This window comes from Paraburkholderia lebeckiae (genome assembly GCF_014201005.1).
Lineage (GTDB): Bacteria > Pseudomonadota > Gammaproteobacteria > Burkholderiales > Burkholderiaceae > Paraburkholderia > Paraburkholderia tuberum.
The window spans coordinates 118,985-145,782 of sequence record NZ_JACHDK010000013.1 but is presented as its reverse complement, the minus strand read 5'-3'; the positions used below and the strand labels follow the sequence as shown (position 1 = coordinate 145,782).

The 26,798-nt window shown below is 63.5% G+C and carries 23 protein-coding genes and 2 pseudogenes; 14 read left to right on the top strand and 11 right to left on the bottom strand.

What is annotated here, in order from left to right; genetic code table 11:
* Positions 1-62 precede the first annotated feature (62 nt).
* The 3 genes from HDG39_RS23500 (at position 63) to HDG39_RS23490 (ending at position 2,453) form a co-directional block, all read left to right on the top strand.
* Complete coding sequence (locus tag HDG39_RS23500) at positions 63-878, top strand: DUF1835 domain-containing protein (protein WP_184009062.1); 816 nt, start codon at positions 63-65, stop codon at positions 876-878.
* Between the two features lie 17 nt (positions 879-895).
* The gene (locus tag HDG39_RS23495; RefSeq protein WP_018418677.1) at positions 896-1,507 is read left to right on the top strand and encodes a TetR/AcrR family transcriptional regulator; all 612 of its coding nucleotides are present in this window, start codon (positions 896-898) and stop codon (positions 1,505-1,507) included.
* 277 nt (positions 1,508-1,784) lie between these two features.
* Positions 1,785-2,453, top strand: coding sequence for a GNAT family N-acetyltransferase (locus tag HDG39_RS23490; RefSeq protein WP_184009060.1), 669 nt, complete (start codon positions 1,785-1,787; stop codon positions 2,451-2,453).
* 96 nt (positions 2,454-2,549) lie between these two features.
* On the opposite strand, the gene HDG39_RS23485 is transcribed toward HDG39_RS23490, so the two are convergent.
* Entirely contained in the window at positions 2,550-3,047 is a 498-nt protein-coding gene (locus HDG39_RS23485; RefSeq protein ID WP_018418679.1) for an Lrp/AsnC family transcriptional regulator, read from the bottom strand.
* A gap of 189 nt (positions 3,048-3,236) precedes the next feature.
* Between HDG39_RS23485 and hppD the strand changes: the two genes are divergently transcribed.
* Positions 3,237-4,334 carry a 4-hydroxyphenylpyruvate dioxygenase gene (gene hppD, locus HDG39_RS23480; RefSeq protein WP_184009058.1) on the top strand — a complete coding sequence of 366 codons (1,098 nt, stop codon included), beginning with the start codon at positions 3,237-3,239 and terminating at the stop codon, positions 4,332-4,334.
* A gap of 139 nt (positions 4,335-4,473) precedes the next feature.
* Here hppD and HDG39_RS23475 read toward each other — a convergent pair whose 3' ends face one another.
* Positions 4,474-4,674, bottom strand: a complete 201-nt coding sequence (locus HDG39_RS23475) for a hypothetical protein (protein WP_184009057.1) — start codon at positions 4,672-4,674, stop codon at positions 4,474-4,476.
* Between the two features lie 386 nt (positions 4,675-5,060).
* On the opposite strand from HDG39_RS23475, the gene HDG39_RS23470 reads away from it, so the two are divergent.
* The gene (locus HDG39_RS23470; protein ID WP_184009055.1) at positions 5,061-8,657 is read left to right on the top strand and encodes an indolepyruvate ferredoxin oxidoreductase family protein; all 3,597 of its coding nucleotides are present in this window, start codon (positions 5,061-5,063) and stop codon (positions 8,655-8,657) included.
* Between the two features lie 161 nt (positions 8,658-8,818).
* Here HDG39_RS23470 and HDG39_RS23465 read toward each other — a convergent pair whose 3' ends face one another.
* Together HDG39_RS23465 and HDG39_RS23460 are read right to left on the bottom strand one after the other, a co-directional pair.
* A complete protein-coding gene (locus HDG39_RS23465; protein ID WP_184009053.1) occupies positions 8,819-11,101 on the bottom strand; it encodes an NADP-dependent malic enzyme in 2,283 nt (760 codons plus the stop codon).
* 361 nt (positions 11,102-11,462) lie between these two features.
* A complete protein-coding gene (locus HDG39_RS23460) occupies positions 11,463-12,713 on the bottom strand; it encodes an MFS transporter (protein WP_184009051.1) in 1,251 nt (416 codons plus the stop codon).
* Positions 12,714-13,025: 312 nt separating this feature from the next.
* Here HDG39_RS23460 and HDG39_RS23455 point away from each other — a divergent pair, with 312 nt between their 5' ends.
* The gene (locus tag HDG39_RS23455; protein ID WP_184009050.1) at positions 13,026-13,712 is read left to right on the top strand and encodes an orotate phosphoribosyltransferase; all 687 of its coding nucleotides are present in this window, start codon (positions 13,026-13,028) and stop codon (positions 13,710-13,712) included.
* Between the two features lie 144 nt (positions 13,713-13,856).
* Here the strand turns inward: HDG39_RS23455 and HDG39_RS23450 are convergent, their stop codons facing one another.
* Positions 13,857-14,546 (bottom strand): response regulator, encoded by a 690-nt coding sequence (locus HDG39_RS23450; RefSeq protein ID WP_184009048.1) that lies wholly within the window; start codon positions 14,544-14,546, stop codon positions 13,857-13,859.
* Between the two features lie 269 nt (positions 14,547-14,815).
* On the opposite strand from HDG39_RS23450, the gene HDG39_RS23445 reads away from it, so the two are divergent.
* The 5 genes and pseudogenes from HDG39_RS23445 to HDG39_RS23425 all read left to right on the top strand — a co-directional run.
* Positions 14,816-15,412, top strand: a complete 597-nt coding sequence (locus HDG39_RS23445; protein ID WP_184009046.1) for a YbhB/YbcL family Raf kinase inhibitor-like protein — start codon at positions 14,816-14,818, stop codon at positions 15,410-15,412.
* Between the two features lie 91 nt (positions 15,413-15,503).
* Complete coding sequence (locus HDG39_RS23440) at positions 15,504-16,076, top strand: flavodoxin family protein (RefSeq protein WP_184009044.1); 573 nt, start codon at positions 15,504-15,506, stop codon at positions 16,074-16,076.
* 222 nt (positions 16,077-16,298) lie between these two features.
* Positions 16,299-17,246 (top strand): N-acetyl-gamma-glutamyl-phosphate reductase, encoded by a 948-nt coding sequence (gene argC, locus HDG39_RS23435; protein ID WP_184009042.1) that lies wholly within the window; start codon positions 16,299-16,301, stop codon positions 17,244-17,246.
* Positions 17,247-17,721: 475 nt separating this feature from the next.
* A pseudogene (locus HDG39_RS23430) lies at positions 17,722-18,843 on the top strand (DUF2957 domain-containing protein); the annotation flags it as partial.
* Positions 18,828-19,112, top strand: a pseudogene (locus HDG39_RS23425) (OmpW family outer membrane protein); the annotation flags it as partial. The pseudogenes HDG39_RS23430 and HDG39_RS23425, both read left to right, overlap by 16 nt.
* 243 nt (positions 19,113-19,355) lie before the next feature.
* Here HDG39_RS23425 and HDG39_RS23420 read toward each other — a convergent pair.
* Entirely contained in the window at positions 19,356-19,991 is a 636-nt protein-coding gene (locus HDG39_RS23420; RefSeq protein WP_184009041.1) for a LysE family translocator, read from the bottom strand.
* Positions 19,992-20,097: 106 nt separating this feature from the next.
* A complete protein-coding gene (locus HDG39_RS23415) occupies positions 20,098-20,967 on the bottom strand; it encodes an NAD(P)-dependent oxidoreductase (RefSeq protein WP_184009039.1) in 870 nt (289 codons plus the stop codon).
* Between the two features lie 93 nt (positions 20,968-21,060).
* Between HDG39_RS23415 and HDG39_RS23410 the strand changes: the two genes are divergently transcribed.
* Positions 21,061-21,819: a Mut7-C RNAse domain-containing protein gene (locus HDG39_RS23410; RefSeq protein WP_184009091.1), complete on the top strand. Its 759-nt coding sequence runs from the start codon at positions 21,061-21,063 to the stop codon at positions 21,817-21,819.
* 53 nt (positions 21,820-21,872) lie between these two features.
* The gene (locus tag HDG39_RS23405) at positions 21,873-22,148 is read left to right on the top strand and encodes a hypothetical protein (RefSeq protein ID WP_018418694.1); all 276 of its coding nucleotides are present in this window, start codon (positions 21,873-21,875) and stop codon (positions 22,146-22,148) included.
* A gap of 151 nt (positions 22,149-22,299) precedes the next feature.
* Here HDG39_RS23405 and HDG39_RS23400 read toward each other — a convergent pair whose 3' ends face one another.
* Both HDG39_RS23400 and HDG39_RS23395 read right to left on the bottom strand, forming a co-directional pair.
* A complete protein-coding gene (locus HDG39_RS23400) occupies positions 22,300-22,509 on the bottom strand; it encodes a hypothetical protein (protein WP_184009037.1) in 210 nt (69 codons plus the stop codon).
* 265 nt (positions 22,510-22,774) lie between these two features.
* Positions 22,775-23,527, bottom strand: a complete 753-nt coding sequence (locus tag HDG39_RS23395) for an IclR family transcriptional regulator domain-containing protein (RefSeq protein ID WP_184009035.1) — start codon at positions 23,525-23,527, stop codon at positions 22,775-22,777.
* Positions 23,528-23,763: 236 nt separating this feature from the next.
* Here HDG39_RS23395 and HDG39_RS23390 point away from each other — a divergent pair, with 236 nt between their 5' ends.
* Complete coding sequence (locus HDG39_RS23390; protein WP_184009034.1) at positions 23,764-24,693, top strand: DMT family transporter; 930 nt, start codon at positions 23,764-23,766, stop codon at positions 24,691-24,693.
* 86 nt (positions 24,694-24,779) lie between these two features.
* On the opposite strand, the gene HDG39_RS23385 is transcribed toward HDG39_RS23390, so the two are convergent.
* A complete protein-coding gene (locus HDG39_RS23385; protein WP_184009032.1) occupies positions 24,780-25,031 on the bottom strand; it encodes a hypothetical protein in 252 nt (83 codons plus the stop codon).
* Between the two features lie 784 nt (positions 25,032-25,815).
* A complete protein-coding gene (locus HDG39_RS23380; protein ID WP_184009030.1) occupies positions 25,816-26,733 on the bottom strand; it encodes a DUF2242 domain-containing protein in 918 nt (305 codons plus the stop codon).
* Positions 26,734-26,798 lie beyond the last annotated feature (65 nt).

Here is a 26,798-nt window from a genome sequence, read left to right as displayed (position 1 = left end):
GTTCCAGTCGGCGAGCGGCCTCTTTTTGTTACAGCTGCTGGCGTCACTGCAAGCCCTTGCCCATGAGCACGATTCACCTCACCATCGGAGATGTCGCCGCCGAGTCGCTGCGTACCGCGCTGGACCAGGCGGGCCGCGACGATCGCGTGCAGCCGCTGCGGGACGATCTGGCGGTCGGCCCGTTACGCGGCGTCGACGATGCTCCGCACGTGCGCGCCGACTTCTGGGAACGCGTCAGCGCCGACACGCAACGCGACTTCGTGCGCGAGTTCCGCGAACAGGCCGCAGTGCTCGACGGCCTCGCCAGCAGCACCGCGAATCTCGTGGTGTGGCACGGCGAAAGCGCGTCCGATCAACTGATGCTGCGCCGCGTCTGCTACCTGGTGCGCAACAGCCCGCAACGTTTGAACGAAGTGCGTCTGTCGATCGCCAACCTCACCGATCCGCAAGCGTGGGCGCATACCCGCACGGATCGCGCGACATCGGTCGGCATGTTTGCGCCGGACGTATTGCAGACACACCTGCCGGACGCCGCGCCGATTTCCGTGTTGCGCATCAGCCGGCTCGCGCTCGAATGGCAGGAGGTCAAACAGGCGAACGGCGAGACGCGGCGCTGGCGTGACAACACCTTCACGAGCGGCAGCGTTGCCGAAATCGACGCGCTGATCCTCGAACTCGCAACCGACGACTGGCAGCCCGCCGCGCGCGTCGCCGCCTACGTGATGACCGCCGGGTTGTGGTTCCTCGTCAGCGACAGCATCGTGCTGTGGCGCATGCGCGAACTCGCGGCGCTGCGGCGCATCCGCCTGCGCGGCGACGCGAACGAATGGCGCTCGCTCGAACTGCGCGCGGCATCCGTCCCCTGCTCACCCCAATAAGATAAGAACAGACGAACATGGCCCGCACCCGAGCCCCCGACCACGAAACCCAACGCGAGCAGATTCTCGAACTGGCCGCCGCGAAGTTCGCGCAGACCAGCTATCCAAGCACGTCGATGGCCGATCTTGCCGCGGCGAGCGGCACCTCGAAAGCGCGCCTCTATCACTATTACGAGAGCAAGGAAGCAATCCTTTTCGATCTGCTCGATCGCTACACGAAGCGCCTGATGCTGATCATCGCCGAGGTGGAAGGATCGAGCCAGCGGCGCGAACTGAGCGAGCGAGAAACCTTCGCGGAGCTGATCCGCGCGTTCCTGTCCGAGTATGAGACGTCGCACAGCCGGCACGTCGCGCTGCTGAACGATGTCAAGTATCTGGTCGATTCGCAGCGCGAGATAATCCTGAACCGTCAGCGCGACGTAGTCGCCGCCTTCGCGCGGCAGCTCGTGCGCGCCTATCCCGAACGCGCGACCCGCGACAACCAGACCGCGCTGACGATGATGGTGTTCGGCATGATCAACTGGACGTTCACGTGGCTCAAGCCGGACGGCCGGATGGGCTATCGCGAGTTCGCCGAGCAGGTGGTCGGCATGGTCGAGCATGGTCTCGGCAGCGCGCCGGCCAGATAGACGATGGTCTGAACAGATCGCAACCCGCGCACTTGATGTTGCAAAGCAACAACATGCAGACCAAATAAATCAGCACAGGGAATCCCTCCGGCATCATGTCACGAACGTGCGCTCACTTTTAATTTCCGTTTATAATCAACTAATTAGATTTATGGCTCCAGCATTCTAGGTATTCACCTCGATTTTAATACGGGTTTTCCCTAGTGAATGGCTTAGGTTTCCGTTAAAATCGGTTTTGCGGTGCACAACGCCGCCTGATTAAAAGGAGAACCCGACCATGAACATGCTGACCCATCGCAACACCGAGTCGATCGCGCCGAACGATCGCGCGTTGCTGCCTGCTGGACGCGCGCACGTTCTGGTCCGTGAACTCACCGCCGCCGATCGCGAACGCCTGCTTGCTCACTTCCTCGCGCTCGACGAAGAAGACCGTCTGCTGCGCTTCGGCCAGGTCGTGCCGAATCATGTGATCGAAAACTACGTGCGCGCGATCGACTTCACGCGCGACACCGTGTTCGGTGTGTTCAACAGCAAGCTGGAACTGAGCGGCGTCGGCCATCTGGCCTACCTGCCGGCCGAAGGCAACAAGCGCACCGCCGAATTCGGCGTCTCCGTGCTCGAAAGCGCACGCGGCATCGGTATCGGCTCGAAGCTATTCGAGCGCGCCGCGATCCGCAGCCGCAACACGCATGTGACGACGCTGTACATCCACTGCCTGGCGCGCAATTCGACCATGATGCACATCGCCAGGAAGGCCGGCATGAAAATCGAGTACGCGTACGGCGAGGCCGACGCCTATCTGACGCTGTCGCCGGCCGATCAGTCGAGCATCCTCGCGGAAATGCTGCAGGAGCAGGCCGCCGTGTTCGATTACGCGCTCAAGCGCCACGCACGCCAGGCATCGCGACTGTTCGAGTCGTTCATGCCGGTGGCTGTCGCTGCCTGAATAATCGCTACGGGGAAATGAGATGGGGCGGCCGCAAGGTCGCCTTTTTTCTATCTGTACCCAATCAACGCCACACGTAGGACCGTGCGCGTGAAGCTACAAAATGGGCAGCGCTGTCGTTTCCTTGATCCTTTCTAGCGAAAAGCTCGATTTCACATCGATCACCGATGGATGCCGCAGCAATTGATCCTGCACGAAGCGTGAAAAGTGCGCCATGTCCTCCACCTGGACGCGCAGCAGGTAATCCATCTCACCCGTCATCGCGTGACATGCGACAACTTCGGGCCACGTCTGCACGGCCGCGCCGAACAGATCGGCGTGCGTGGCCTCGCCATGCGGACTGAATGCGCGACCGCCACCCTTCTCCAGCCGCACGCTGACATACGCGAGCAGGTCAAGCCCAAGACGTTGCGCGTCGAGCAGCGCGACATAGCCGCGAATCACGCCGCTTTCCTCGAGCCGGCGAATCCGCCGCAGGCACGGACTCGGCGACAGATTGATCCGTTCCGCTATCTCCTGATTCGACAGCCGGCCATTCTCCTGAAGGATCGTCAGAATGCGTCGATCGATCGCGTCTATCCCGTTATTAGCCATGTTCTGCCGCGCATTCGTTGAATAAAGCCATAAACTGCCTCAAGCGTAGCGACGCGCGATTAAGTTCGCAAGTATTTGCCTTCATCTCAGTCCTACACTCGCCCTATCCGGTCGCGCCCAGCCGACCGTCCCGCGCGCTCACCACCAGCGCGCCTCGGCAACCCTCTTGCACGGGATTGGAGACAGACAATGCAGGTTTCTACTTGGGAAAACCCGGTCGGCACCGACGGCTTCGAATTCATCGAATACGCAGCGCCGGACCCGATAGCGCTCGGCAAGCTGTTCGAACGGATGGGCTTCACGGCCGTCGCGCGGCATCGTCATAAGGACGTGACGCTGTATCGTCAGGGCGACATCAACTTCATCGTCAACGCGGAGAAGCATTCGTTTGCACAGCGCTTCGCGCGCTTGCATGGCCCGTCGATCGGCGCGATTGCGTTTCGCGTACAGGACGCCGCGAAGGCCTACGCCCAAGCGCTCGAAAAAGGCGCATGGGGTTTCGACAACAAGACCGGCCCGATGGAGCTGAACATCCCGGCGATCAAGGGCATTGGCGATTCGCTGATCTATTTCGTCGACCGCTGGCGCGGCAAGAACGGCGCGGCGCCGAACAGCATCGGTGACATCGATATTTACGACGTCGACTTCGAGCCGATTCCGGGCGCGAACCCGAACCCGGTCGGCCACGGCCTGACCTATATCGATCACCTGACGCACAACGTGCATCGCGGCCGCATGCAGGAATGGGCGGAATTCTACGAGCGCCTGTTCAACTTCCGCGAGGTGCGCTACTTCGACATCGAGGGCAAGGTGACGGGCGTCAAGTCGAAGGCGATGACCTCGCCGTGCGGCAAGATTCGCATTCCGATCAACGAGGAAGGCTCGGACACCGCCGGTCAGATCCAGGAATATCTGGACGCGTACCACGGCGAAGGCATCCAGCACATCGCGCTCGGCACCAGCGACATCTACCGCACGGTCGACGGCCTGCGCGCATCGGACATTTCACTGCTCGACACGATCGACACGTACTACGAACTCGTCGACCGACGCGTGCCAAATCATGGCGAGCCGCTCGACGAACTGCGCAAGCGCAAGATCCTGATCGACGGCGCACCGGACGATCTGCTGCTGCAGATCTTCACCGAAAACCAGATCGGCCCGATCTTCTTCGAGATCATTCAGCGCAAGGGCAACCAGGGCTTCGGCGAAGGCAACTTCAAGGCGCTGTTCGAATCGATCGAGCTCGATCAGATTCGCCGCGGCGTCGTTCAGGACAAGACCTGACCACGGAGACTCGCGCCTGATCGGCGCGCAGCAGAAAAAAGGGCGAGGATCGCAGGAATCCTCGCCCTTTTGCGTTGCAACGCCGCCGCTCTCTTCGGAACGGCGGCCGGTCGTCATTAGACGCGCGCGATGCGGTGCGTCATGAATTCTGCCTGTACAGGTCGCTGCCGATCGCACCGTCGACCCGCGCCGTTCCCACACGCGCCGGCGCCACCTGCGCCGTGCGGATAATCGCGTTCGACAGTGCCCCCGTGCTGCCCGGATTCGAGCGCACCGGCGCGCTCATCGCGAAGAAAGCGGCGGAAACCATCAGGAAGGTCTGGATGTTTCTTGTGTTCATGCGTACTCCTTTTCTAACTACCTGCTGTCCAGAAGCTGCACAGAATGCGCGGCGTTCGGCATCGCTCGCAGGTCGGGGGTTAGACAGTGGTTTTCACTGCGGTTCCGCAAATTTGTAGGTTTTACAGCCTGTTACACGCGCAGGCGCAATACAACTCCATTCCGGCGGAAATCCGCGACAACTGCTGACAACACGTAGGCAACTCGTCGCGAAACCGGCCGAAATAAGATCGTGCGCGGGCGATTTTTGATCCGCTGCGGCGGGTTTCCACCAGTGCTACCATCGCTTAAAACCCGTCAATATGACGACCCCGGCCCCAGCATTCACGAGATGCCGGGGCCAGAAAAGTTTTGGTGATCCCAAGCTGAAGTGGAGGAGTACACACAATGAATGCCCCGCTAGACGCAGGTCAGCGAGCCTCGCTCGAAGCCGCGTTGTCTTCCGTCACGCTCGACGACAAATACACCCTCGATCGCGGCCGCGCGTACATGAGCGGCATCCAGGCGCTGGTGCGTCTGCCGATGCTGCAGCAGGAACGTGACCGCGCCGCCGGCCTCAACACGGCCGGCTTCATCTCCGGCTACCGCGGATCGCCGCTCGGCGGGCTCGACCAGTCGCTCTGGAAAGCGAAAAAGCATCTGGCCGCGCACCAGGTCGTGTTCCAGCCCGGCGTCAACGAAGACCTCGCGGCCACCGCGGTGTGGGGTTCGCAGCAAGTCAATCTGTACCCGAGCGCCAAATACGACGGCGTGTTTTCGATGTGGTACGGCAAGGGCCCCGGCGTCGACCGGTCCGGTGACGTCTTCAAGCACGGCAACTCGGCCGGCTCGTCGCGGCACGGCGGCGTTCTTGTGCTCGCCGGCGACGATCACGCGGCCAAATCCTCGACACTCGCGCACCAGTCCGAACACATCTTCAAGGCATGCGGGCTGCCGGTGCTGTTTCCGTCGAACGTGCAGGAATATCTGGACTTCGGCCTGCACGGCTGGGCGATGAGCCGCTACTCGGGCCTCTGGGTCGCGATGAAGTGCGTGACCGACGTGGTCGAATCGTCCGCATCGGTCGATATCGATCCGCACCGCACCAACATCATCTTGCCGGAAGACTTCGTGATGCCCGACGGCGGGCTGAACATCCGCTGGCCCGATCCGCCGCTCGTGCAGGAAGCGCGTCTGCTCGACTACAAGTGGTACGCGGGCCTCGCCTACGTGCGAGCGAACAAACTCGACCGCGTCGAAATCGATTCGCCGCATGCGCGCTTCGGCATCATGACCGGCGGCAAGGCCTATCTCGACGTGCGTCAGGCGCTGACCGACCTCGGTCTCGACGACGAAACCTGCTCGCGCATCGGCATCCGGCTGTACAAGGTCGGCTGCGTGTGGCCGCTCGAGGCGCAAGGCGCGCAGTCCTTCGCGCGCGGTCTCGACGAAATTCTGGTGGTCGAGGAAAAGCGCCAGATCCTCGAATACGCGATCAAGGAAGAGCTGTACAACTGGCCCGACGCGCAGCGCCCGCGCGTATTCGGCAAGTTCGACGAAAAGGACGGCGCGGGCGGCGAATGGTCGGTGCCGATGGGCAACTGGCTGCTGCCGGCGCATTACGAACTGTCGCCCGCGATCATCGCGAAGGCGATCGCCACGCGACTCGACAAGTTCGATCTGCCGTCGGATGTGCGCGCCCGCATCGCCTCGCGCATTGCGGTGATCGAGGCCAAGGAAAAGGCGCTCGCGCGGCCGCGCGTCGAAGTCGAGCGCAAGCCGTGGTTCTGCTCGGGCTGCCCGCACAACACGTCGACCAACGTGCCGGAAGGCTCGCGCGCGATGGCCGGCATCGGCTGTCATTACATGACGGTCTGGATGGATCGCAGTACCAGCACGTTCAGCCAGATGGGCGGCGAAGGCGTCGCGTGGATTGGCCAGGCGCCGTTCACGAACGACAAGCACGTGTTCGCCAATCTCGGCGACGGCACCTACTTCCACTCGGGGCTGCTCGCAATTCGCGCGGCGATCGCGTCGAAGGCGAACATCACCTACAAGCTGCTGTACAACGACGCGGTCGCGATGACGGGCGGCCAGCCGGTCGATGGCGTGCTGAGCGTGCCGCAGATCACGCATCAGCTCGCCGCCGAAGGCGCGGCGAAGATCGTCATCGTCACCGATGAGCCGGAGAAGTACGCGGCAAACGTCGGCCTCGCGCCCGGCGTCGACATTCACCACCGCGACCAGCTCGACGACGTGCAGCGTCAGCTGCGCGAGGTTGCGGGCACCACGATCCTGATCTACGACCAGACCTGCGCGACCGAAAAGCGCCGTCGCAGGAAACGCGGCGCGTATCCCGATCCTGCACGGCGCGTCGTGATCAACGAAGCGGTGTGCGAAGGCTGCGGCGACTGCTCGGTGAAGTCGAACTGCCTGTCGGTCGAACCGCTCGACACTGAGTACGGCACGAAGCGCCAGATCAACCAGTCGACCTGCAACAAGGACTTCTCGTGCGTGAACGGCTTCTGCCCGAGCTTCGTCTCCGTTGAAGGCGGCCAGTTGCGCAAGCCGAAGGCGGCGTCGGGCGCCGGCGCCGAAATGCCGCCGGTGCCGGACCCCGAGTTGCCGTCCATCGACCGTCCGTACGGCGTTCTGGTGACGGGCGTCGGCGGCACGGGCGTCGTCACGATCGGCGCGCTGCTCGGCATGGCCGCGCATCTCGAGAACAAGGGCGTCACGGTGCTCGACGTCACCGGCCTCGCGCAGAAAGGCGGCGCCGTGATGAGCCACGTGCAGATCGCGAAGCAGCCCGCCGACATCCACGCGACCCGCATCGCAATGGGCGAAGCGAGCCTCGTGATCGGCTGCGACGCGATCGTCACCGCCAGCGACGAATGCGTGTCGCGGATGCACGCGGATCGCACGCGCGTCGTGCTGAACAGCGCGCACACGCCGACGGCCGAGCTGATCAAGAACCCGAACTGGCGCTTCCCCGGCAGCAGCACCGAAGCCGACGTGCGCGCCGCGGCCGGCAATGACAATGTCTCGACTGTCGACGCGAATCACTTCGCCGTCGCGCTGCTCGGCGACGCGATCTACACGAACCCGTTCGTGCTCGGCTATGCGTGGCAGCGCGGCTGGGTGCCGCTCACGCACGAGTCGCTGATTCGCGCGATCGAGCTGAACAACGTGCAGGTGGACAAGAACCTCGCGGCGTTCGAATGGGGCCGGCGTGCCGCGCACGATCTGGCTGCGGTACGCAAGCTCGCGCAAACGCAGGGACGCGGCGATCCGGCCGACAGCGCGGGCGGCAAGATCATCGCGCTGCATACGCCGAAGGCGCTCGACACGCTGATCGACAAGCGCGCCGACTATCTGACGGCCTGGCAGAACCGTGCGTACTCGGAGCGCTATCGCGCGCTGGTGTCGCAGGTGCGGGCCGCGGAAGAAGCGCTCGATTCCGCCGACGGCCAAATGCCGCTGACCGAGGCGGTCGCGAAGAACCTGCACAAGCTGATGGCGTACAAGGACGAATACGAAGTCGCGCGTCTGTACAGCGACCCGGCGTTCATCGAAAAACTGAACGCGACGTTCGAAGGCGACTGGAAGCTGCACCTGCATCTCGCGCCGCCGACGCTATCGAAGAAGGACGCGCACGGCCATCTGGTGAAGAAGAAGTACGGCCCGTGGATGTTCCGCGCGATGCACGTGCTCGCGAAGCTCAAGTTCCTGCGCGGCACCGCGTTCGACGTGTTCGGCAACACCGAGGAGCGTCGCACCGAGCGCGCGCTGATCGGCGAATACGAGGCATTGGTGCGTGAGCTGATCAGCGGGCTGACTTCTCAGAAACGCGATCTCGCGGTCGAGCTAGCGGATCTGCCCGACGGCATCCGCGGCTATGGGCATGTGAAGGAAAACAACCTGAAAGGCGTGCGCATCAAGTGGAACGAGCTGCTCGCGCGTTGGCGTTCGCCGAATGCGGGCAAGACGCAGCACGCGGCTTGATCGACTCTCCCTGCTGAACCGAAAAGCGGCGGTCTGCACGGACCGCCGCTTTTTTTTCAGGCGCAAAAAAAACGCTACGGAACCGCAGTTCCGTAGCGCTTCTGCCTGGGCCGCCGCGCGCGCGTTACTGCTGCGCCCGCGCCAACCTCACGTGACGCACGTTACTTCGCGTTCACCGACTTGCGCGCGTTCGCCGAAGCGACCGCCGTCATGTTGATGATCCGGCGCACGGTCGCGGCCGGCGTCAGGATATGCACCGGCTTTTCCGCACCCAGCAGGAACGGCCCGACCGTCACACCCTCGCCGCCCACGACCTTCAGCAGGTTGTACGCGATGTTCGCCGCTTCGACGTTCGGCATGATCAGCAGATTCGCCTCGCCGGCGAGCGTCGTGCCCGGGAACGCGGCCTTGCGGATCGTCTCCGACAGCGCCGCGTCGCCGTGCATTTCACCGTCGATTTCGAGCGACGGCGCGCGTTGCGTGATCAGCTTGCGCGCCGCGGCCATGCGCTGCGACGACGAGGACGGCGCGCTGCCGAAGTTCGAGTTCGACAGCAGCGCGACCTTCGGCGTGATGCCGAACTTCTCGATTTCGCGCGCGGCGAGCATCGTCATGTCGGCGAGCTGCTCGGCGGTCGGCACTTCGTTCACGTAGGTGTCGCAGATGAACATGTTGCGGCCCGGCAGCATCAGCAGGTTCATCGCGGCGAAGTTCTCGACGTCGTCGGCCTTGCCGAGCACCTGCTCGATGAAGTTCAGATGCGTGTGGTACTGGCCGATCATGCCGCAGATCATGCCGTCCGCTTCGCCAAGGCGCACTAGGATCGCGCCGATCAGCGTGTTGAACTTGCGCATCGCGGCCTTCGCGACGTCCGGCGTCACGCCTTCGCGCGCGCCGAGTTCGTGATACGCCTGCCAGCACTTGTGATAGCGCGGATCGTCTTCCGGATCGACGATCTCGACGTCTTCGCCGCACTTGAGCTTCGAGCCCATCTTCTTCAGACGCATCTCGATCACCGACGGACGGCCGACCAGGATCGGCTTGGCGATCTTTTCGAGCAGCACGAACTGCGCGGCGCGCAGCACGCGCTCGTCTTCACCTTCCGCGAACACGATGCGCGCCGGTGCCGACTTCGCCGCCGCGAACACCGGCCGCATCACCATGCCCGAGCGATAGACGGTCGCGCCGAGCTGTTCGCGGTATGCATCCATATCCTGGATCGGGCGGGTCGCGACGCCCGAGTCCATTGCGGCCTGCGCGACGGCCGGCGCGATCTTGATGATCAGGCGCGGATCGAACGGCTTCGGAATCAGGTATTCGGGACCGAATTCGAGCGAGTGGCCTTCGTAGGCCTTCGCGACTTCATCGCCCTGGTCGGTTTCCTCGGCCAGTTCGGCAATCGCGCGCACGCACGCGAGCTTCATTTCTTCGGTGATCGTCGTCGCGCCGACGTCGAGCGCGCCGCGGAAGATGAACGGGAAACACAGCACGTTGTTGACCTGGTTCGGATAGTCCGACCGGCCGGTCGCGATGATGCAGTCCGGGCGCACCTTGCGCGCTTCTTCCGGGCGGATTTCCGGCTCGGGGTTCGCGAGCGCGAGAATCAGCGGCTGCGAGCCCATTTCGGCGACCATCTCCGGCTTCAGCACGCCGGCGCTCGAGCAGCCAAGGAACACGTCGGCGCCGCGGATCGCATCGGCGAGCGAGCGCGCTTCGGTGTGCGCCGCGTAGCGTTCCTTCGACGGATCGAGGTTGCCGCGCCCTTCGTAGATCACGCCCTTCGAGTCGGCGACGAGAATGTTGTTCTTCGACAGACCGAGATTGACGAGCAGATCCAGACACGCAATGGCCGCCGCGCCCGCGCCCGAACAGACCAGCTTCACGTCGTCGAGCCTCTTGCCGACCACCTTGAGGCCGTTCAGGATCGCCGCCGACGCGATGATCGCGGTGCCGTGCTGATCGTCGTGGAAGACCGGAATCTTCATACGCTCGCGCAGCTTCTTCTCGATGTAGAAGCACTCGGGCGCCTTGATGTCCTCGAGGTTGATGCCGCCCAGCGTCGGCTCGAGCATTGCGATCGCCTCGACGAGCTTGTCCGGATCGGATTCGCTCAACTCGATGTCGAACACGTCGATGCCCGCGAACTTCTTGAACAGACACCCCTTGCCTTCCATCACCGGCTTCGCGGCAAGCGGGCCGATATTGCCGAGGCCGAGCACCGCGGTGCCGTTCGTGATCACGCCGACGAGGTTGCCGCGCGACGTGTACTTCTGCGCGTCGAGCGGTTCCTCGTGAATTGCCATACAGGCTGCCGCCACACCCGGCGAATACGCGAGCGACAAATCCAGCTGGTTCGACAGCGGCTTGGTGGGCGTCACCGAAATCTTGCCAGGTTTCGGATTCTGGTGATATGCGAGAGCGCTTTGCTTGAGTTGTTCGTCCATTTCTAGGCCTGCGAAACGTAAGTGATTGGGCCCGGCGACACACACCGTTGCAGCGCTTTCATCTGTCGGACGGATAGCCGGCCGAGGCGGTTTTCGCACGCGCCCGGTCAGGCACGACGGCTTACCTCGACGAAGACGGACGATGTGGAGTGCTTCGCGGGTCGATCAGTGTACACCCCGGACGTGTCGATGCACTGAGTGGTTAACAGGACTCGCCATTAGCGAAACAGACGCTCAGGACGCTGCGTCGCCACGACCCGGCCATGTGCTTTTCCGCCACGCGACGGGGCGCCATGCGGGCCGCATGGTCCACGTATTCGCAGTATTCGAAGCGATTGAAGGACGCGCTTCGTCGACGCGGTCAGTCGAGTTCGACGCCGCGTCGCTCAGGTATCAGAACCAGGGTCGCGAGGATGTCGAGCAGGTAAATCGACGCCAGTAGCGCGAGCGCCGCGCCGAACGAGTAGCGCGCCGCCAGCGCGCCCACGACGACCGGCCCAAAGCCGCCCACCGCGCGACCCGCGTTGAACAGCACGTTTTGCGCGGTGGCGCGCGCATCGGTTGGATAGAGCTCCGAAATCAGCGCGCCGTAGCCGCCGATCATGCCGTTGACGAACACCCCCATCGCCGCGCCGCCGATCAGCAACGCCATCGGCGTCGTCAGTTGCGCATAGACGAACACCATGACGACGGCGCCCGCCTGGTAGAACAGGAACGTCGGCTTGCGGCCGAAGCGGTCGGCGGCGATGCCGAATAGCCAGATGCCGGCCGCCATGCCGAGAATCGTCGCGGCGGTCCACAGCCCCGATTTGGTCAGCGAGTAGCCGAAGGTCTTCGACAGATAGCTAGGTAGCCAGATCATCAACCCGTAATAGCCGAAGTTCTGCACCGAGCACAGGATCGTGACGCCGAGGCTCGCGCGCGTCGTGCGTCCATCGACGAACAGCAGTTTCAGCGGCAGCTTGCGCATGCCGCGCGCGACGCGTTGGTCGAAAAGCGCCGGTTCCTCGACGCGGCGCCGCACGAAGAACGACGCAACCGCCGGCAGCAGCCCGAGCGCGAACATGCCGCGCCAGCCGATCACCGGCAGCAGCAGCGGCGTCAGCAACGCGGCCGCCAGCACGCCAAGCTGCCAGCCGAGCCCGACATACGACGACACCCGCGCCCGCCGCGACGCCGGCCACGCTTCGGCGACCAGCGTCATACCGATGCCGAATTCGCCGCCCAGCCCGATCCCGGCGATAGTCCGATAGATCAGCAGGTCCGTGTAGCCCTGCGCGAGCGCGCACAGGCCGGTGAACACCGCGAAGATCAGGATCGTCCACGTCAGCATGCGCACGCGGCCGAAATAATCGCTGAGCACGCCGAAGAGCACGCCGCCCGCCACCGCACCAATGAGCGTCCATGTGACCAGCGCGCCGGCCTGCGAGGAACTCAGATGCAGGTCGGCGGCGATCACCGGCAGCATGAAGCCGAGAATCAGCAGATCGAAGCCGTCCATCGCATAGCCCAGCACCGACGCAAGCAGCGCGCGGCCCGCATAGCCCGGTTTGACGGCGGAGCGGGTTTCGGTGGCGGTGGCGGTGGCGGAGGCGAGTGGAGCGGTGTTCATTGAAAGCATTCCGTAGGTCTGAAGGCTGCTGCGTGGGAAGCGTCCCGGGAAAGTCGCGTGAGTGTAAAGGCGGCCTCACCCGGTCACAAGACGATGCGCGCGCCAAAGCGCCCGCCGGCTGCGCCGCCGCGCATGACGGCCTCCTCTGTGCGACCCATTTCAGGTAAAATAGCGGCCCACGCGCGCAGCAAAAGCCGGTCTGTGCTCTTCCCCCGGCCGCGTATCCCGCCCAGCATGGCGCGGCATACCCCGCTTGCTGCGCCACCGGGCCCGGCGCCCGCTTCTCCCCCGCTCACTCCGAAGGATCCGCCCATGACAGGCTTCGATCGCCAGACGATCTCCGACACCACCGCCAAGATGCTGCTCGAAGTGCAAGCAGTGCATTTCAACGCGGAGAAACCGTATATTTTCACGTCCGGCTGGGCGAGCCCGGTGTATATCGACTGCCGCAAGCTGATCTCGTATCCGCGTGTGCGCCGCGGCCTGATGGAAATGGCCGAAGCGACGATCCTGCGCGACGTCGGCTATGAGCAGATCGACGCGGTCGCCGGCGGCGAAACCGCGGGCATCCCGTTCGCGGCATGGCTGTCCGACCGACTGATGGTGCCGATGCAGTACGTGCGCAAGAAGCCGAAGGGTTTCGGCCGCAACGCGCAGATCGAAGGTCTGCTGACCGAAGGCCAGCGCGTGTTGCTCGTCGAAGACCTGACGACCGACAGCCGCAGCAAGATCAACTTCATCAACGCGCTGCGCACCGCCGGCGCGACGGTGAACCACTGCTTCGTGCTGTTCCACTACAACATCTTCAAGGAAAGCGTGTCGGTGCTGAAAGACATCGACGTCGATCTGCACGCGCTCGCCACGTGGTGGGACGTGCTGCGCGTCGCGAAGCAGAACAACTACTTCGACACGAAGACGATCGACGAAGTGGAAAAATTCCTGCACGCGCCGGCCGAGTGGTCCGCTGCACATGGCGGTGCGATGTCTACGCCGCAATAAAGCCATCGCGGTAAGGCAGTGACAATAACAACGTAGCCGCTTTATGCGGATTGAATGAAAAAGCCGCCTGTTTCGCAACAGGCGGCTTTTTTTATCGCCGATTGTTTATCGCCGATTACCCGGCGGACGAAACGAGGCCCGATATCAGGACTGGTTCGCGATGTCCTTATTCGAGTTCGACGAAAGATTCAGCAAACCATTGCTCTGCGCATACTGGAATAGTTGGGAGTCGCGATCGATTCCGAGCTTGCGCATGGCCGCGTTTTTTTGTGTGCTGATCGTCTTGATGCTGCGATTCAAACGCCCCGATATTTCCTTGATCGTCATACCCGATACGAACAGGCGCACGACTTCGAGTTCGCGCCGCGACAGCTTCGAGTCGTCGCGCTTGCCGGCTGAATTGACCCGCAACCCATCGAGCACCGCCTTCACCGACGGACTCATATAGGTCATGCGACGGCCCACGTGTTGTACCGCAAGCGCAATATGGCTGAGATCGTCCGATTTGTTCACGACCGACGTCACGCCAAGTTCCTTGAGCCGTTTGAGCAATGCGGCGTTCTCGAGCATGGTGAGCACGACGATCGGCAGATTCGGGAAATTGCGGCGCAAATAGTCGATGAGTTGCAAGCCGTCGCCGTACTGACCGCCCGGCATGGCCAGGTCGGTGACGAGCACGTCGCATTCGGTGGATTGCAACAATTTGATAAGTTCAGTCGACTGCCTTGCACGCCCAACGACTTGCATACCGGGAAATTTGAGCAGCGCATTTTCAGCGCCAAACAGAATAACCGGATGATCGTCTGCCACCACGACCCTGAGTGAAACTTGCATCGTCCTCCTCTGGACGGATAAACCGGTCTCCACAACTTCTAACACTGCTTTCGACGCTCGCTATTTAAACGAGTCAAATGCGGCAAGGGTCGCGCGACAACCCTCTTACTATAGCTGATTTCCTGTCTGCGAATTCCGCGGGACGCGAACATATTGCGTCGCAGAGCTAATCAGCGCTGATGTTAGACTTGACTCGACCTTGGGGCACAATTCAGGACAATGACCGTCGCGAGGACCCGAGCCTCGCGCCCTGACAGGAGAACCGGCATATGCCCGTGCGTTGCCTGGTTGTTTCGCTGGCTTCATCTTGGCGGCATCGATCGTTCGCCGTCGGCGCGATGCTCGCGCTATTCGCAGCGCATAGCGCCGGTGCGCGGGCCGACGAGCCGTTCACGCTGACGAGCGCGAGCGTGCGCGCGGGCGGCACCGTAGAGAATGCGCAGGTGTTCGACCGGAACGACTGCAAGGGCGGCAACCGTTCACCGCAGCTCTCATGGCGCGACGCGCCGGCCGGTACGCGCGGCTTCGCCATCACGATGTTCGACGAGGACGCGCCGGGGCGCGGCTGGTGGCACTGGGCGGTCGCGGGCATCCCCGCCACGGTCGACAGCCTGCCCGAGAATGCGAGCTCGTCCGGTTTCCTGCGCAAGCTCGGCGCGGTCGAAGCGCGCAACGACTTCGATACCGACGGCTATGGCGGCCCGTGCCCGCCGCCCGGCAAACCGCATCGCTATATCATCACCGTGTACGCGCTGAACTCGGCCGATCTGCGTCTCGCGCAAGGACGTCCCGCGTTGATGTTCGATCACGAGATCGGCACGGCCGCGATCGGCAGCGCGCGGCTGGTGGTCAATTACGGGCGCTAGTGGCGGCCATCGCGGTCGTCATGGGGCGCCGCCGCGCCGCATCGCCTGGCTTGCGCCGTTCGCCTTCCCGATCGCTTTGCTGGAGCACTTCATGTCGAAGATCGTCATCGTTTATCACAGTGGCTACGGCCACACGAAGAAGGTCGCCGAAGCCGTGCTCGCGGGCGCGCTGGAAGCCGGTGCGCAGGCGAAGATGATGCCGGTCGGCGACCTCGACGACGCCTCGTGGGACGAACTCGCCGCCGCCGACGCGCTGATCTTCGGCGCGCCGACCTACATGGGTGGTCCGTCGGCCGACTTCAAGAAGTTCGCCGACGCCAGTTCGAAACCGTGGTTCGCGCAGGCGTGGAAAGACAAGATCGCAGCCGGCTTCACGAACTCGGCGACGATGAACGGCGACAAGTTCTCGACCATTCAGTACTTCGTCACGCTGGCGATGCAGCACAGCATGATCTGGACCGGCACCGGCATGATGCCGTCGAACACGAAGGCCGCGACGCGCAACGATCTGAACTTCGTCGGCGGCTTTACCGGACTGCTTACGCAATCGGCGGCCGATGCGTCGCCCGACGAAGCGCCGCCGCCGGGCGATCTCGAAACCGCGCGCCTGTTCGGCGCGCGCATTGCGGGCGTCACCGCGCGTTGGATCGCGCCGCGCGGGTAGCGGCGCGCGGCTAGTGGCTGAACGGCGCCGAAACGACGTGGCGGCCCATTTGCGGTTCATCTTCGGTCATCAGCCCGCATTCGCCGCGCAACGGGTCACGCCGACGTCACGTTGTGCGCGCATCGTCGTTTTTTCGCGCTGCACCGCACGGTCGCGGCGATGACGTCTTAAAATAACGTTCCGGCGCGGCGTCGCGCCCCGTTTCCAGCGAGTGAGATCGAGATGAGCACGAAAGTTTTTGTCGACGGACAGGAAGGCACGACCGGCCTGAAAATTTTTGAATACCTGTCGCAGCGCGCCGACGTCGAAATCCTGCGTATCGAAGAAGCGAAGCGCAAGGACCTGGACGAGCGCCGTCGTCTCATCAACGCGTCGGACGTCACCTTCCTGTGTCTGCCCGATGTCGCCTCGCGCGAGTCGGCCTCGCTCGTCGGGAACGACCGCACGGTGCTGATCGATGCGAGCACCGCGTTCCGCACCTCGCCCGACTGGGCCTACGGCCTGCCCGAGCTGGCTCGCTCGCAGCGCGAGCGCCTGCGCACCGCCAAACGCATCGCCGTGCCGGGCTGCCACGCCTCGGCGTTCGTGCTCGCGATGCGCCCGCTCGTCGAAGGCGGCGTCGTCGCACCCGAGTTCGCCGCGCACGCGTATTCGATCACTGGCTACAGTGGCGGCGGCAAGAAGATGATTGCCGACTACGAAGCCGGCGGCAACGACAGACTCAAGAGCCCGCGCCCGTACGCGCTCGGCCTCACGCACAAGCACCTGCCAGAAATGGCCACGCATACGGGCCTGAAGTCGGCGCCGATCTTCACGCCGATCGTCGGCGACTTCTACAAGGGCCTCGCGGTCACCACGTACTTCTCGCCGGGACAGCTCGCGAAGAAGACGACGCCGCAGGACGTGCAGGCTCAGTTCGCCGAATACTACGCGGGCGAAGCGTTCGTGCACGTCGCGCCGTTCAACGCCGACGCGAGTCTCGACAACGGCTTCTTCGACGTGCAGGCGAACAACGACACCAACCGCGTCGACCTGTTCGTGTTCGGCAACGAAGAGCGCTTCGTGACCGTCGCGCGGCTGGACAATCTCGGTAAGGGCGCATCGGGTGCGGCGATCCAGTGCATGAATCTCGCGATCGGCGCGGCCGAAGACACCGGTTTGAAGCGTTAGGCGAGTCGATCCGCATCCGCTGTGCCACGAAAAAAAGCCGGTCTTCACAGACCGGCTTTTTTGTTTTAAAGCCCGCTCATTAAAATTGATAAAACCATTTCTGCCTGGTAGTCGCCCGAATTACCCGAAATAAAAATCGGATTGCTCATTCGAGTCGGTAATTCATTCCCCGTAATTGCTTCGCACTGAATTGTTTTCCGCATAGGGAAACTCAGAATTTTTTGCGAATGGGCGTGTCAGGATGATAGAGCCTTTTTGCCGCGACGCTTGTCCAGAAAGGGTATGCGACGAAACAACGATGCCGCGTTCAGCGTGAAGAATCTTTTCCGTTTAAAAAGGCCACGCATGGCCGTGCAGTGCGCGCGCTGAAATTCGTGCTGTTTTGAATCGATATTTTTAGATTGCTACTTCAATTGACAGCGAATAAATGCACAGCAAAATGACTCCGCACAATTAAATAAAGGGAGACAGCGGCATGTCGCACGGCATAACTCGCGGCCTGGCAATGGCTATTGCCACAGCACCTTTTCTTATCGCTTGCGGCGGCGTCAAAGCCGACAATCCGGGCTCCGTCACACCGGCGCAATGCGCGGGCGCGAGTTGCGGTACGCAAGGTGCGCCGACGCCCAGCGCTAGCACCGCGACGCTGTGCCCCGACACCGCGCACATCGTCAAAAGCACTTACCTCGGTGGCGCCGGCAGCGGTGAAATCGTTCAGCTGAATATCGACGCGACCGCGATGACCTACACGCTAAAGTGGCTCGAGTCGCCGGTTCCGCTCACCAGCGCGAGCGTCTCCGTCACACGCAGGGGCACGCAGATCACTGGCGCGGTGATTCACCCGCCCACCGGCATGCTGCCGACCGCCGAGCAGACACGCTGCGCGTTCATCCTCGGCGCGGGCACCGACACCGCGTCGGACGGCACGACCTACACGACGCCCGACTTCGTCGACAACCCGAACCCGCCGATGATCCTGATCGGCAAGGGCGTCGCGGGCGGCGGGATTCCGGGCGCGACGATCCAGTATGCAGGCATCACGCTGCTGCCCGGCGTTCCGGCCATCGGCGCAGTCAACAAGCGGCACCTCGACTTCTATCCGTTCCTCGGCTTCGCGAGCACGGCTACCGACGTCGCGAAGCTTCCCGGCACCTACAACGCGCTGCTGTACCACCTGTAGCCGACCGCGAACTACGAAACCGTGGCCACGAACGCCGTCGAAACCTTCGACGCGAGCGGCAACTGCACGTCATCGAGCGCGGCCGGGTGTCTGAGCACCGGCAACCCGTTGACGCTGAACAGCAACGGCTATTTCGACAGCGCCAACCCGCCGCAGATCGTGCCGGGTATCGGCGCCACCAGCAATCCGCTGCGCACCGGCAAGTACGGCACCGCGCACATGATCCTCGGCCAGCTCAACGGCGCAACGGTCCCGCTCGTGGTCCGCACCGGTTTCGTCGACACGAGCAACCTGATCTCCCCGCAGGTCGACGACGAATCCGGCATTGCGATGCTCGCCGCGGCGACGCCGCTTGCGTCGGGCGGCTTCGACGGCGGCTACGTCAGAACTTCGTGCAGTCGACGCAGAACAGCCTCGGCGCCATACTCGCCGCCGGTGCGGGCAAGCCGGGGCTGACGCAGGTGTCGGCGAAGGCGTCGTCGTCGTGGGCGCCGGTGTTCAACGCGGGCCTTGCGTACAACATCACCGAGCACTGGGGGCTCGTCGCGTCGGTCACGTATATCCCGCTGAAGACGACGTCGTCGGTCATTATCAAGGCGGCGGATGGGACGGAGCTTGGCGTGTCGAAGGCGGATCTGAGCGCAAACCCGATCATTTCCTTCCTGGCCGTATCGTATAAGTTCTGAATCTGATTTTCCGCGGTCGCGGCGCCGCTTTGGGCGCGCGGCGAATTCCGGGCAAAAAAAAAGCCCACCTAGGTTGGCGGGCTGAATCCATATCAGAGGAGACATGGAGGAGACAAGACGAACTATAGCAAACCGCTTGGTGCGTTGCAACATGCAAATTAGGGTTGACCCTCGATGTTGCAGACATACAACAGTCACATTGGGACGGCTCAGTTTTCCCTTGTCTGCCGACACGCGCGGTGCTTAGTTCCTCACCAGCGCCATCATCGCGCCGAAACCGACGAATACACCGCCCGTCAGCCAGTTGAACATCCGCGCGACGCTGCGGCTCTTCAACCTGGCGCCGATGCGCGTGCCAAAACCCGCATACACCAGATACCAGCTGACCTCGATCGACGCGAACGTCACGAGCAGCACGCCGAACTGCGGCAACTTCGGCTGGGTTGCATCGATGAATTGCGGCAGCAGCGCGGCCGCGAACAGGATCGCCTTCGGATTGCTGCTCGCGACCAGAAAGCCGTTGCGAAATAGCGCGAAGCGCGAGCGCGCGGGCCTGGCCGTCAGGTCGTCGACGTTGTGCGCGGCGGTTTCGTTGGCCGGCGCGCGCCATGCCTTGATGCCTAGATACACGAGGTAGGCCGCGCCGATCATGCGCAGTGCGTTGAACATGGTCGGCCATGCCGCCAGAAACACGCCGAGCCCCGCCGCCGATACCGCCAGCATCAGCACCAGCGCCGACAGACAACCGGCCATCGTCGCGCTCGCGCGACGCAGGCCGTTCTGGGCGCCGTGCGTCATCACGAGCAGCATGTTGGGACCGGGAATCGCGGAAACGACGAAAACGGTGGCGGCGAACAGCCACCAGGTATGCAGAGTCATCGAAATCGGGTGTAGGGGGATCGGGCGGCTATTATGCCTTGCCGCCCAGCGCGACTCATGCGGCCTCGTAGCGTCGATCGCTTGCGTCCGGCGATCGACAGCGCCGTCAGCGGCCGGCCCGGCGCGTCGCGACCTGACCCAGCACCGCGAAATCCTTCTCGCCGTCGCCGTGCGCGATCGCCTCGATCAGGCTGTCCCGAACCACGCTCGCGACCGGCATCGGCGTCGTCACCGCATCGGCGGCGGCGAGCGCGAGCCGCACGTCCTTCAGTCCCAGACGCGCCTTGAACAGCGCCGGCTCGAAGCGCTGCTCGGCGATCAGATTGCCGTAGCCGGAGTACACCGGTCCCGGAAACAGGCCGCTCGTGATCACGTCGAGGAAGTCCTGCATCACGAGGCCGTGGCCCGTCACGAGCGCGGCCGCTTCGCCGAGCGTCTCGATCGCCGCGCCGAGCATGAAGTTCGCGGCCAGCTTCATCACGTTCGCCTGCTGCGGCAGCGAGCCGATGCGCCAGGTCTTCTGGCCGAGTGCGTCGAAAATCGGCTGGATCCGGTCGATCGATTCGGCCGGGCCGCCCGCGACGATCGTCAGCTTGCCCGCGGCCGCGACGTCGGGCCGCCCGAGCACCGGTGCGGCGACGTAATGCACGCCGCGCGACGCGTGCGCGGTCGCCAGTTCCTCTGCGAGCGCCACGGAAATCGTCGCCATATTCGCGTGGATCAGCCCGCGCGGCGCATGTTCGAGCAACGACGCGGTGATGACTTCGCGCAGCGCGGCATCGTCGGCGAGCATCGAGAACACGGCGTCGCCCGCAAACGCTTCAGCCGGCGTCGCGACGACCTGCGCGCCCAGCCCGGCCAGCTCCTGTGCCTTTTCCGGCGAGCGGTTCCACACGCGCACCTGGTGCCCGGCTTTCAGAATGTTTGCAACCATCGCGGCGCCCATCTCGCCGAGACCGATAAAACCGATGTCCATCTATCGCTCCGTCTTCTAAAGAACCTGAAGTAGAGCACACTCATGCGACAAGCGCAGGACAACGCGCAACCCGAGCGGTGCGATACTGCAGGCATGGTCACCGCGACATTCCGCTTCTACGAGGAGCTGAACGACTTCATCGCCCGGCCGCTGCGCCGGCGCGCGTTCTCCTGCGTCTGCGCGCGCGGCGCATCGACCAAGCATATGATCGAAGTGCTCGGTGTGCCGCATACCGAGGTAGAGCTGATACTGGTGAACGGCGACTCGGTCGGTTTCGATCATCCGCTCGCCGACGGCGACCGCGTCGCGGTCTATCCGAAATTCGAAGCGCTCGACATCCAGCCGCTGCTGCGCGTGCGCGAGCGTCCGTTGCGCGTGATGCGCTTCATCGCCGATGCGCATCTCGGCGGCCTCGCGCCGCTTCTACGGCTTGCGGGCTTCGATACGCTGTACGACAACCACTTTCCCGACGCCGATATCGAGGCGCTCGCCGCCGCGCAGCAGCGCATCGTGCTGACACGCGACCGCGAGCTGCTTAAACGCCGCAACATCACGCATGGCTGCTACGTGCGCGCGCTGCGGCCGCGCGAGCAGCTGCGCGAAGTGTTCGAGCGGCTCGACCTCGCGCGCAGCGCGCAACCGTTTCGGCTATGCCTCGTATGCAACGCGCCGCTGCGACGCATCGCGCGCGAGGAAGCCGGTCCGCGCGTGCCGCACGGCGTGCTGCAGCGGCACAGCCGCTTCGTGACCTGCGATGTATGCCGACGCGTGTTCTGGGAAGGCACCCATTGGCAGAGGATGCGCGCGTTGATGGACAGCGTCTCCGCCGGCGCACCGGACCGTGTCGGCTGACGCCCCGCGCTTGCGTACAATGCGGGTTGATCTATTTGGCAGAGGCCTTTCCGATGATGAAAAAAACCGACCTTGAAAAGAACAAGGCGCTGAAACTGGGCAACGCGATGAAACAGGCGACCGCTAACCGCGGTGGCAAGAACGCGGCGACCGAGCCGAAGATCGACCGGCGCGAGCAGCGCAAGCTCGATCAGGCGCAAGGCCTCGTCCCGTTTGCGTGCAAGCTCAACGGCGAGCTGGTGGAGGAGCTGAAAACGCGCGCCGCCAGTCATCCGGACGGCCTGAACGGGCTGCTGGATGAAGTGATCCGGCGCGGGCTCGCGGGCTGATCTTCCCGCGCGCAAAATCCGCCGCAAAAGCAAAAAGGCCAGAGCGCGAGCTCTGGCCTTTTTGCTGGCAACGCATCTGCCGCCACCGGCTGCACCGACCGGCAAACGGTGCGGCGCAGCGCTATGTCGCGCCCGACGAGCGCGCGTTGGCTTAGTTCTGCGCGCCCTTGTCGTTCGTGCCAGCGGCCGAAGCTGCGGCGGAAACCGGAGCTTTCTTGCCGTGGGTCTTCAGCTGCTTGATGTGGTGCTTCTTCGGTGCGCTTGCCGCTGCCGCGGGAGCGGCATCCGATGCCTGCGCGAAAGCCTGAACGGAAACGAGTGCGATCGAAGCGGCTGCGAGCGAGACGATAACTTTTTTCATGTGTTGATCCCCAAACCAGACGACTGAGTCAATGTGAATGAATACAGCTGCACGGTAGAGCGGCTGGACTTCGAGGTGCCTTGTGCTCCCCGCGGGAGAGTATTACCCAAGCGTAGGCGGTTTGTCATGCGCAAAACTCGATATGTATTTTCCGGGAGACAGCCTGCTTTCAGCGTGCTTTCATCTACCTGCAAGGCGCGTCACGGACCCTACCAGGTCCTCGTGAAGCCGCCGCCCGCGTGCCTCGCCGACCGCTTCGCGGCGCTCAAACCAGGTTCCGCAGCAGGCTTGCGGTCTCCTGCAGCGCCGGCAAAACCCGGTGCAGCGCGGCGTTTGCCGACTCCTCGCCGATCGGCATGCTGACGCTGATCGCCGCGACCACTGTACCGTGCCGGTCGCGCAGCGGTACCGCGACGCCGCGCACACCGATCTCGAGCTGCTGGTCGGTGACCACGTAGCCGTTGCGGCGGATTTCGCCAAGCACTTCTCTGAGCCGTTCGACCGTCGAATAGGTGTACGGCGTGAAAACCTTGATCGGATAGGACGCGAGCCACGGGTCGATGCTGTCGGGCGGCTGGAACGCGAGCAGCACGAGCCCCGCCGACGATAACGGCGCCGGCGCGCGCGAGCCGGTCACGAAGCCGACCGCCATCGCCCGATTCACGCCATTGCGCGCGACGTAGACGACGTCGTGTTCGTCGAGGATCGCGACCAGCGCGGTTTCCTGCACGGTCGCGGTAATCCGCTGCAGGAACGGCTGCACGGTGCGCGGCAAGCGCGCCGAATCGAGGTAAGACTGGCCGAGCCGCAGCACGCGCGGCGCGAGCCAGAACAGCTTGCCGTCGGTGTCGATGTAGCCGAGCTCGCGCAGCGTCAGCAGATAGCGGCGCGCAGCCGTGCGCGACAGGCCGGCGCGCGCGGCGACCATCGTTGGCGTCATGCGCGCGTGCTCTTCGTCGAATGCTTCGATGATCGCGAGCGCCTTCGCGGCGCCCGCGATCCAATCCTTGTCGTCCATTTCGTTTGCTCGTGGAAGGAGCGGGGGATCGCGGTCCGCTCCGCAAGTAGATTGATCATCGCGATCCGCAGGCCGGCGACCGCACGGCCGTTGCGCGATTATCGCGCGACTCGCGGGCTTTGCCTGCCCGGCGCGCGAGGCCCGCGTATCATGTGAGCGATTCCTTACCGGCTGAGCACCGCGTGGCGCGCCTGCGCGGCTTCCCAGCGCGATCCCAACACAAATCAGAAGAAATCTTGAATCCCGATACCCGCCAACACCTTCGCGCGAACGTGCTGATGCTGCTCGCCGCGATGATCTGGGGCTCCGCGTTCGTCGCACAGCGACTGAGCCTCGATACGATCGGCCCGTTCCTGTTCACCGGCTTGCGCTTTCTGCTCGGCGCGCTCGTCGTGCTGACGATGATCGTTTGCGTGCGCCGCGCGGCGCTCGCCGAGCTGACGAAGCGCGCGCCCGGCGGAGCCCGCGAACTGCTTGGCGCGGGTGGGCTGCTCGGCATCGTGCTGGCCGTGTCGATCTCGCTGCAGCAGATCGGCCTGCAGTACACGAAGATCGCGAACGCGGGCTTCATCAGTTCGCTGTATGTGGTGATCGTGCCGCTGCTTGGCGTGCTGTTTCGCCACCGGACTGGCCTCGGTACGTGGCTTGGCGCACTACTGGCGGCCGTTGGCATGTACTTCCTGAGCGTCGACGAGCACTTTTCGATGCTGTACGGCGACTGGTATCAGCTCGCCGGGGCGCTGGTGATTTCCGCGCAGATGATGCTGGTCGGCCGCTTCGCGGCTCGCCACGACACGCTGATGCTCGCATTCGTGCAGTTCGTGACCTGTGGGCTCGTGTGTTTGTCGATCGGCCTTGCCGTCGAACCCGTTAGCGCTGCGGTAATTGCGCGAGCCGCGCCGACGATCGCGTACGGCGGTGCGTTATCGGTGGGCGTCGCGTATACGATCCAGGTGGTCGCGCAGCGCTACGCGGCGCCCTCGCATGCGGCGGTGATTTTCAGCATGGAAGGCGTGTTCGCGGCGTTCGCGGGCTGGCTCGTCCTCGGCGAAATGCTCACGACTCGCGCGTTGTTCGGCTGTGCGCTGATGCTCGCGGGATTGATCGTGTGTCAGGTACTGCCGGGCTGGAAGCGCGCCCGGCAGCGTGCGCCGCAGGTGTCGTGATTTACAGCGTTATAAAACGATTCGACGCCGACGCCCGGTGCGCGATGCGCGATTACGCGCCGACAGGCGTCCTGCCCCCTTCCCAACTAAGCCGCGCGCGGATGAGCGAATAGGCTCGGCGTATCGGCGGTTGGCGGAAACACGCACCAGCAGCCGTCGTCGTGGCGAAAGAAGAACAAACCCCGCCCGCCCTGTTCCGACGACGTCTCCACCCGCACATAGCGCCGCCCGCCCGCGCGCGTGCGGCTGAACTCCGTCACGTGAACCGGCTCGGCCGGCGATGGCGAAAGCCACTTCTCGACCAGAAACCGCAACGACCGTTCGCTCGCGGCTCTCATGATCTGCTCCGGAACAGCTTGTCGCGCTGCGCATCGCGCGTGGACTCGGGACTGTCGTCGTCGCGAGTGGCGTCGCCGTTCTCGGCAGCCTCGGCGGCTGCCAGCGCCATCATCCGACCGGTCGCGGCCGCGCGCAGCGAACTGCAATGGGCCGCATGTCGAAGGTCCAACAGAAGACGGACTAGCTGTCGTGCTGATCTGCGTTTCATACGTCCCCCGCACTGCACCAGAAACCTCACAAAGCACTTTAACTCTATGCCGGATTGTTCGTTGGGCAAATGATTTTGACTAAATAGCAACAGTTGCGCTTGCAATAAGAAGACGCGCAATCTTCGTACCGCGTTACCAATGTGCGCGTTCGGTGGGCGGAAATCTGTGCGTTGGCGAGCGCTTCGCATCGTGCGAAGCGTCGATGCGGGACCAACGGGAAGTGTCGTTCGGAGGCGTGGTTATCCACAGCGACCTCTGAATAACTTCGGGATAGCGCGACGAACAGCCTGTGCGCGAAATCTTGATAAGGATCAGGTCGGTTAACGGGTGTTCGAACTTATCCCAGTTATGTAGTTTTTCTACCGACGTGTTCCGCAGGGTTATAGGTTTCGCATGACGTTGAAGCGGCGCGACATTCGCGACTTATCCACAGAATCGGTTAACCCTTGTTAACTACTACTACTACGTATGTATACGTATTAAGTAAACACCATACGGTGAATATCGCTGCGCGCCTGAATCAGAGGCTGATCGGATCTTGATCAGCCTCGATGCGAAAGCCGCTGCGCCGCTGTCACGGCACCAGAGGCGCCGTGCCGCTCGTGGGTTCGATCGCTGCAGCCTGACCAATCGGGTCGGCGGGTTGGACCCGCGAGGATGTCGACGGTGTCGTCAACGGAGCCGGTGCGGGCGTGGTTAACTGCACTGGCGCGGGCGCTGACTGGACCGGCTGAGCCGCAGCTGGTGGCGTCACCGCCACAGGCTTGTCGGTCGTCGATTGGGCGAGCGCTGGTGACGTCCTCTGAACCGGTACGGTCGGCGTCGCTTGAACTGCAGCGGAAGTGGTCGCCGCTACCGGCTCGGGCACCGGCTCAGGGATCGTCAGTTGAAGCGGCGCTGCTACCGGCATCGGCAGCGTCCGCGTCTCGATCGGGCTGCTCGTCACCGGCTGCGTGCGCACGACCGTCTGCAAGTAATGATCGACGAGACGGAAAAAGCGGTCATAGAACTTGCCCGACGGAATCGTCTCGCTCGAGATCTTCACCATCGCGTCGCTATTGGAGCGAATCGGCAGCGACAGCGAACCGAGCACGCTGAGCCCGACGCTCGCCGACGTATCGCTCTTCTTCAACGCGAAGCCGTTCTGGACCGCGTTCACATACACGATGCTGGTATCGGCCGCCTCTTCGCCGGGCGTGCACACGACGTGAAATTCGACGACCACGTGCGAATCGCCGGTCGGCTGAAAATTCTTCGTGCCGTCGACGGTATCGGGACGCGACATCGTCGTCAGATAGCCTTGGCTCAGCAATGCGCGTCGCGCGGCTTCGCAGCTATCGCCCGTACTCGAATTGAAATTGCGCGCGTACGGGCTTGCGCCGGTTTCGAAGAGTTCCTGAGTGAATTTGGGTTGCGGCGTGCTGCTGCATGCCGTGAGCGCGACCAGCCCGAACAGGGCCGCGGCGGTGGTGCGGGAAAAGGGGTTCTGCATGATCAGTTGCGAGAAGCGCCTCGTGAGCGCGAATGGAAATGCATTGTAGAGCGGGCAGCGTCACG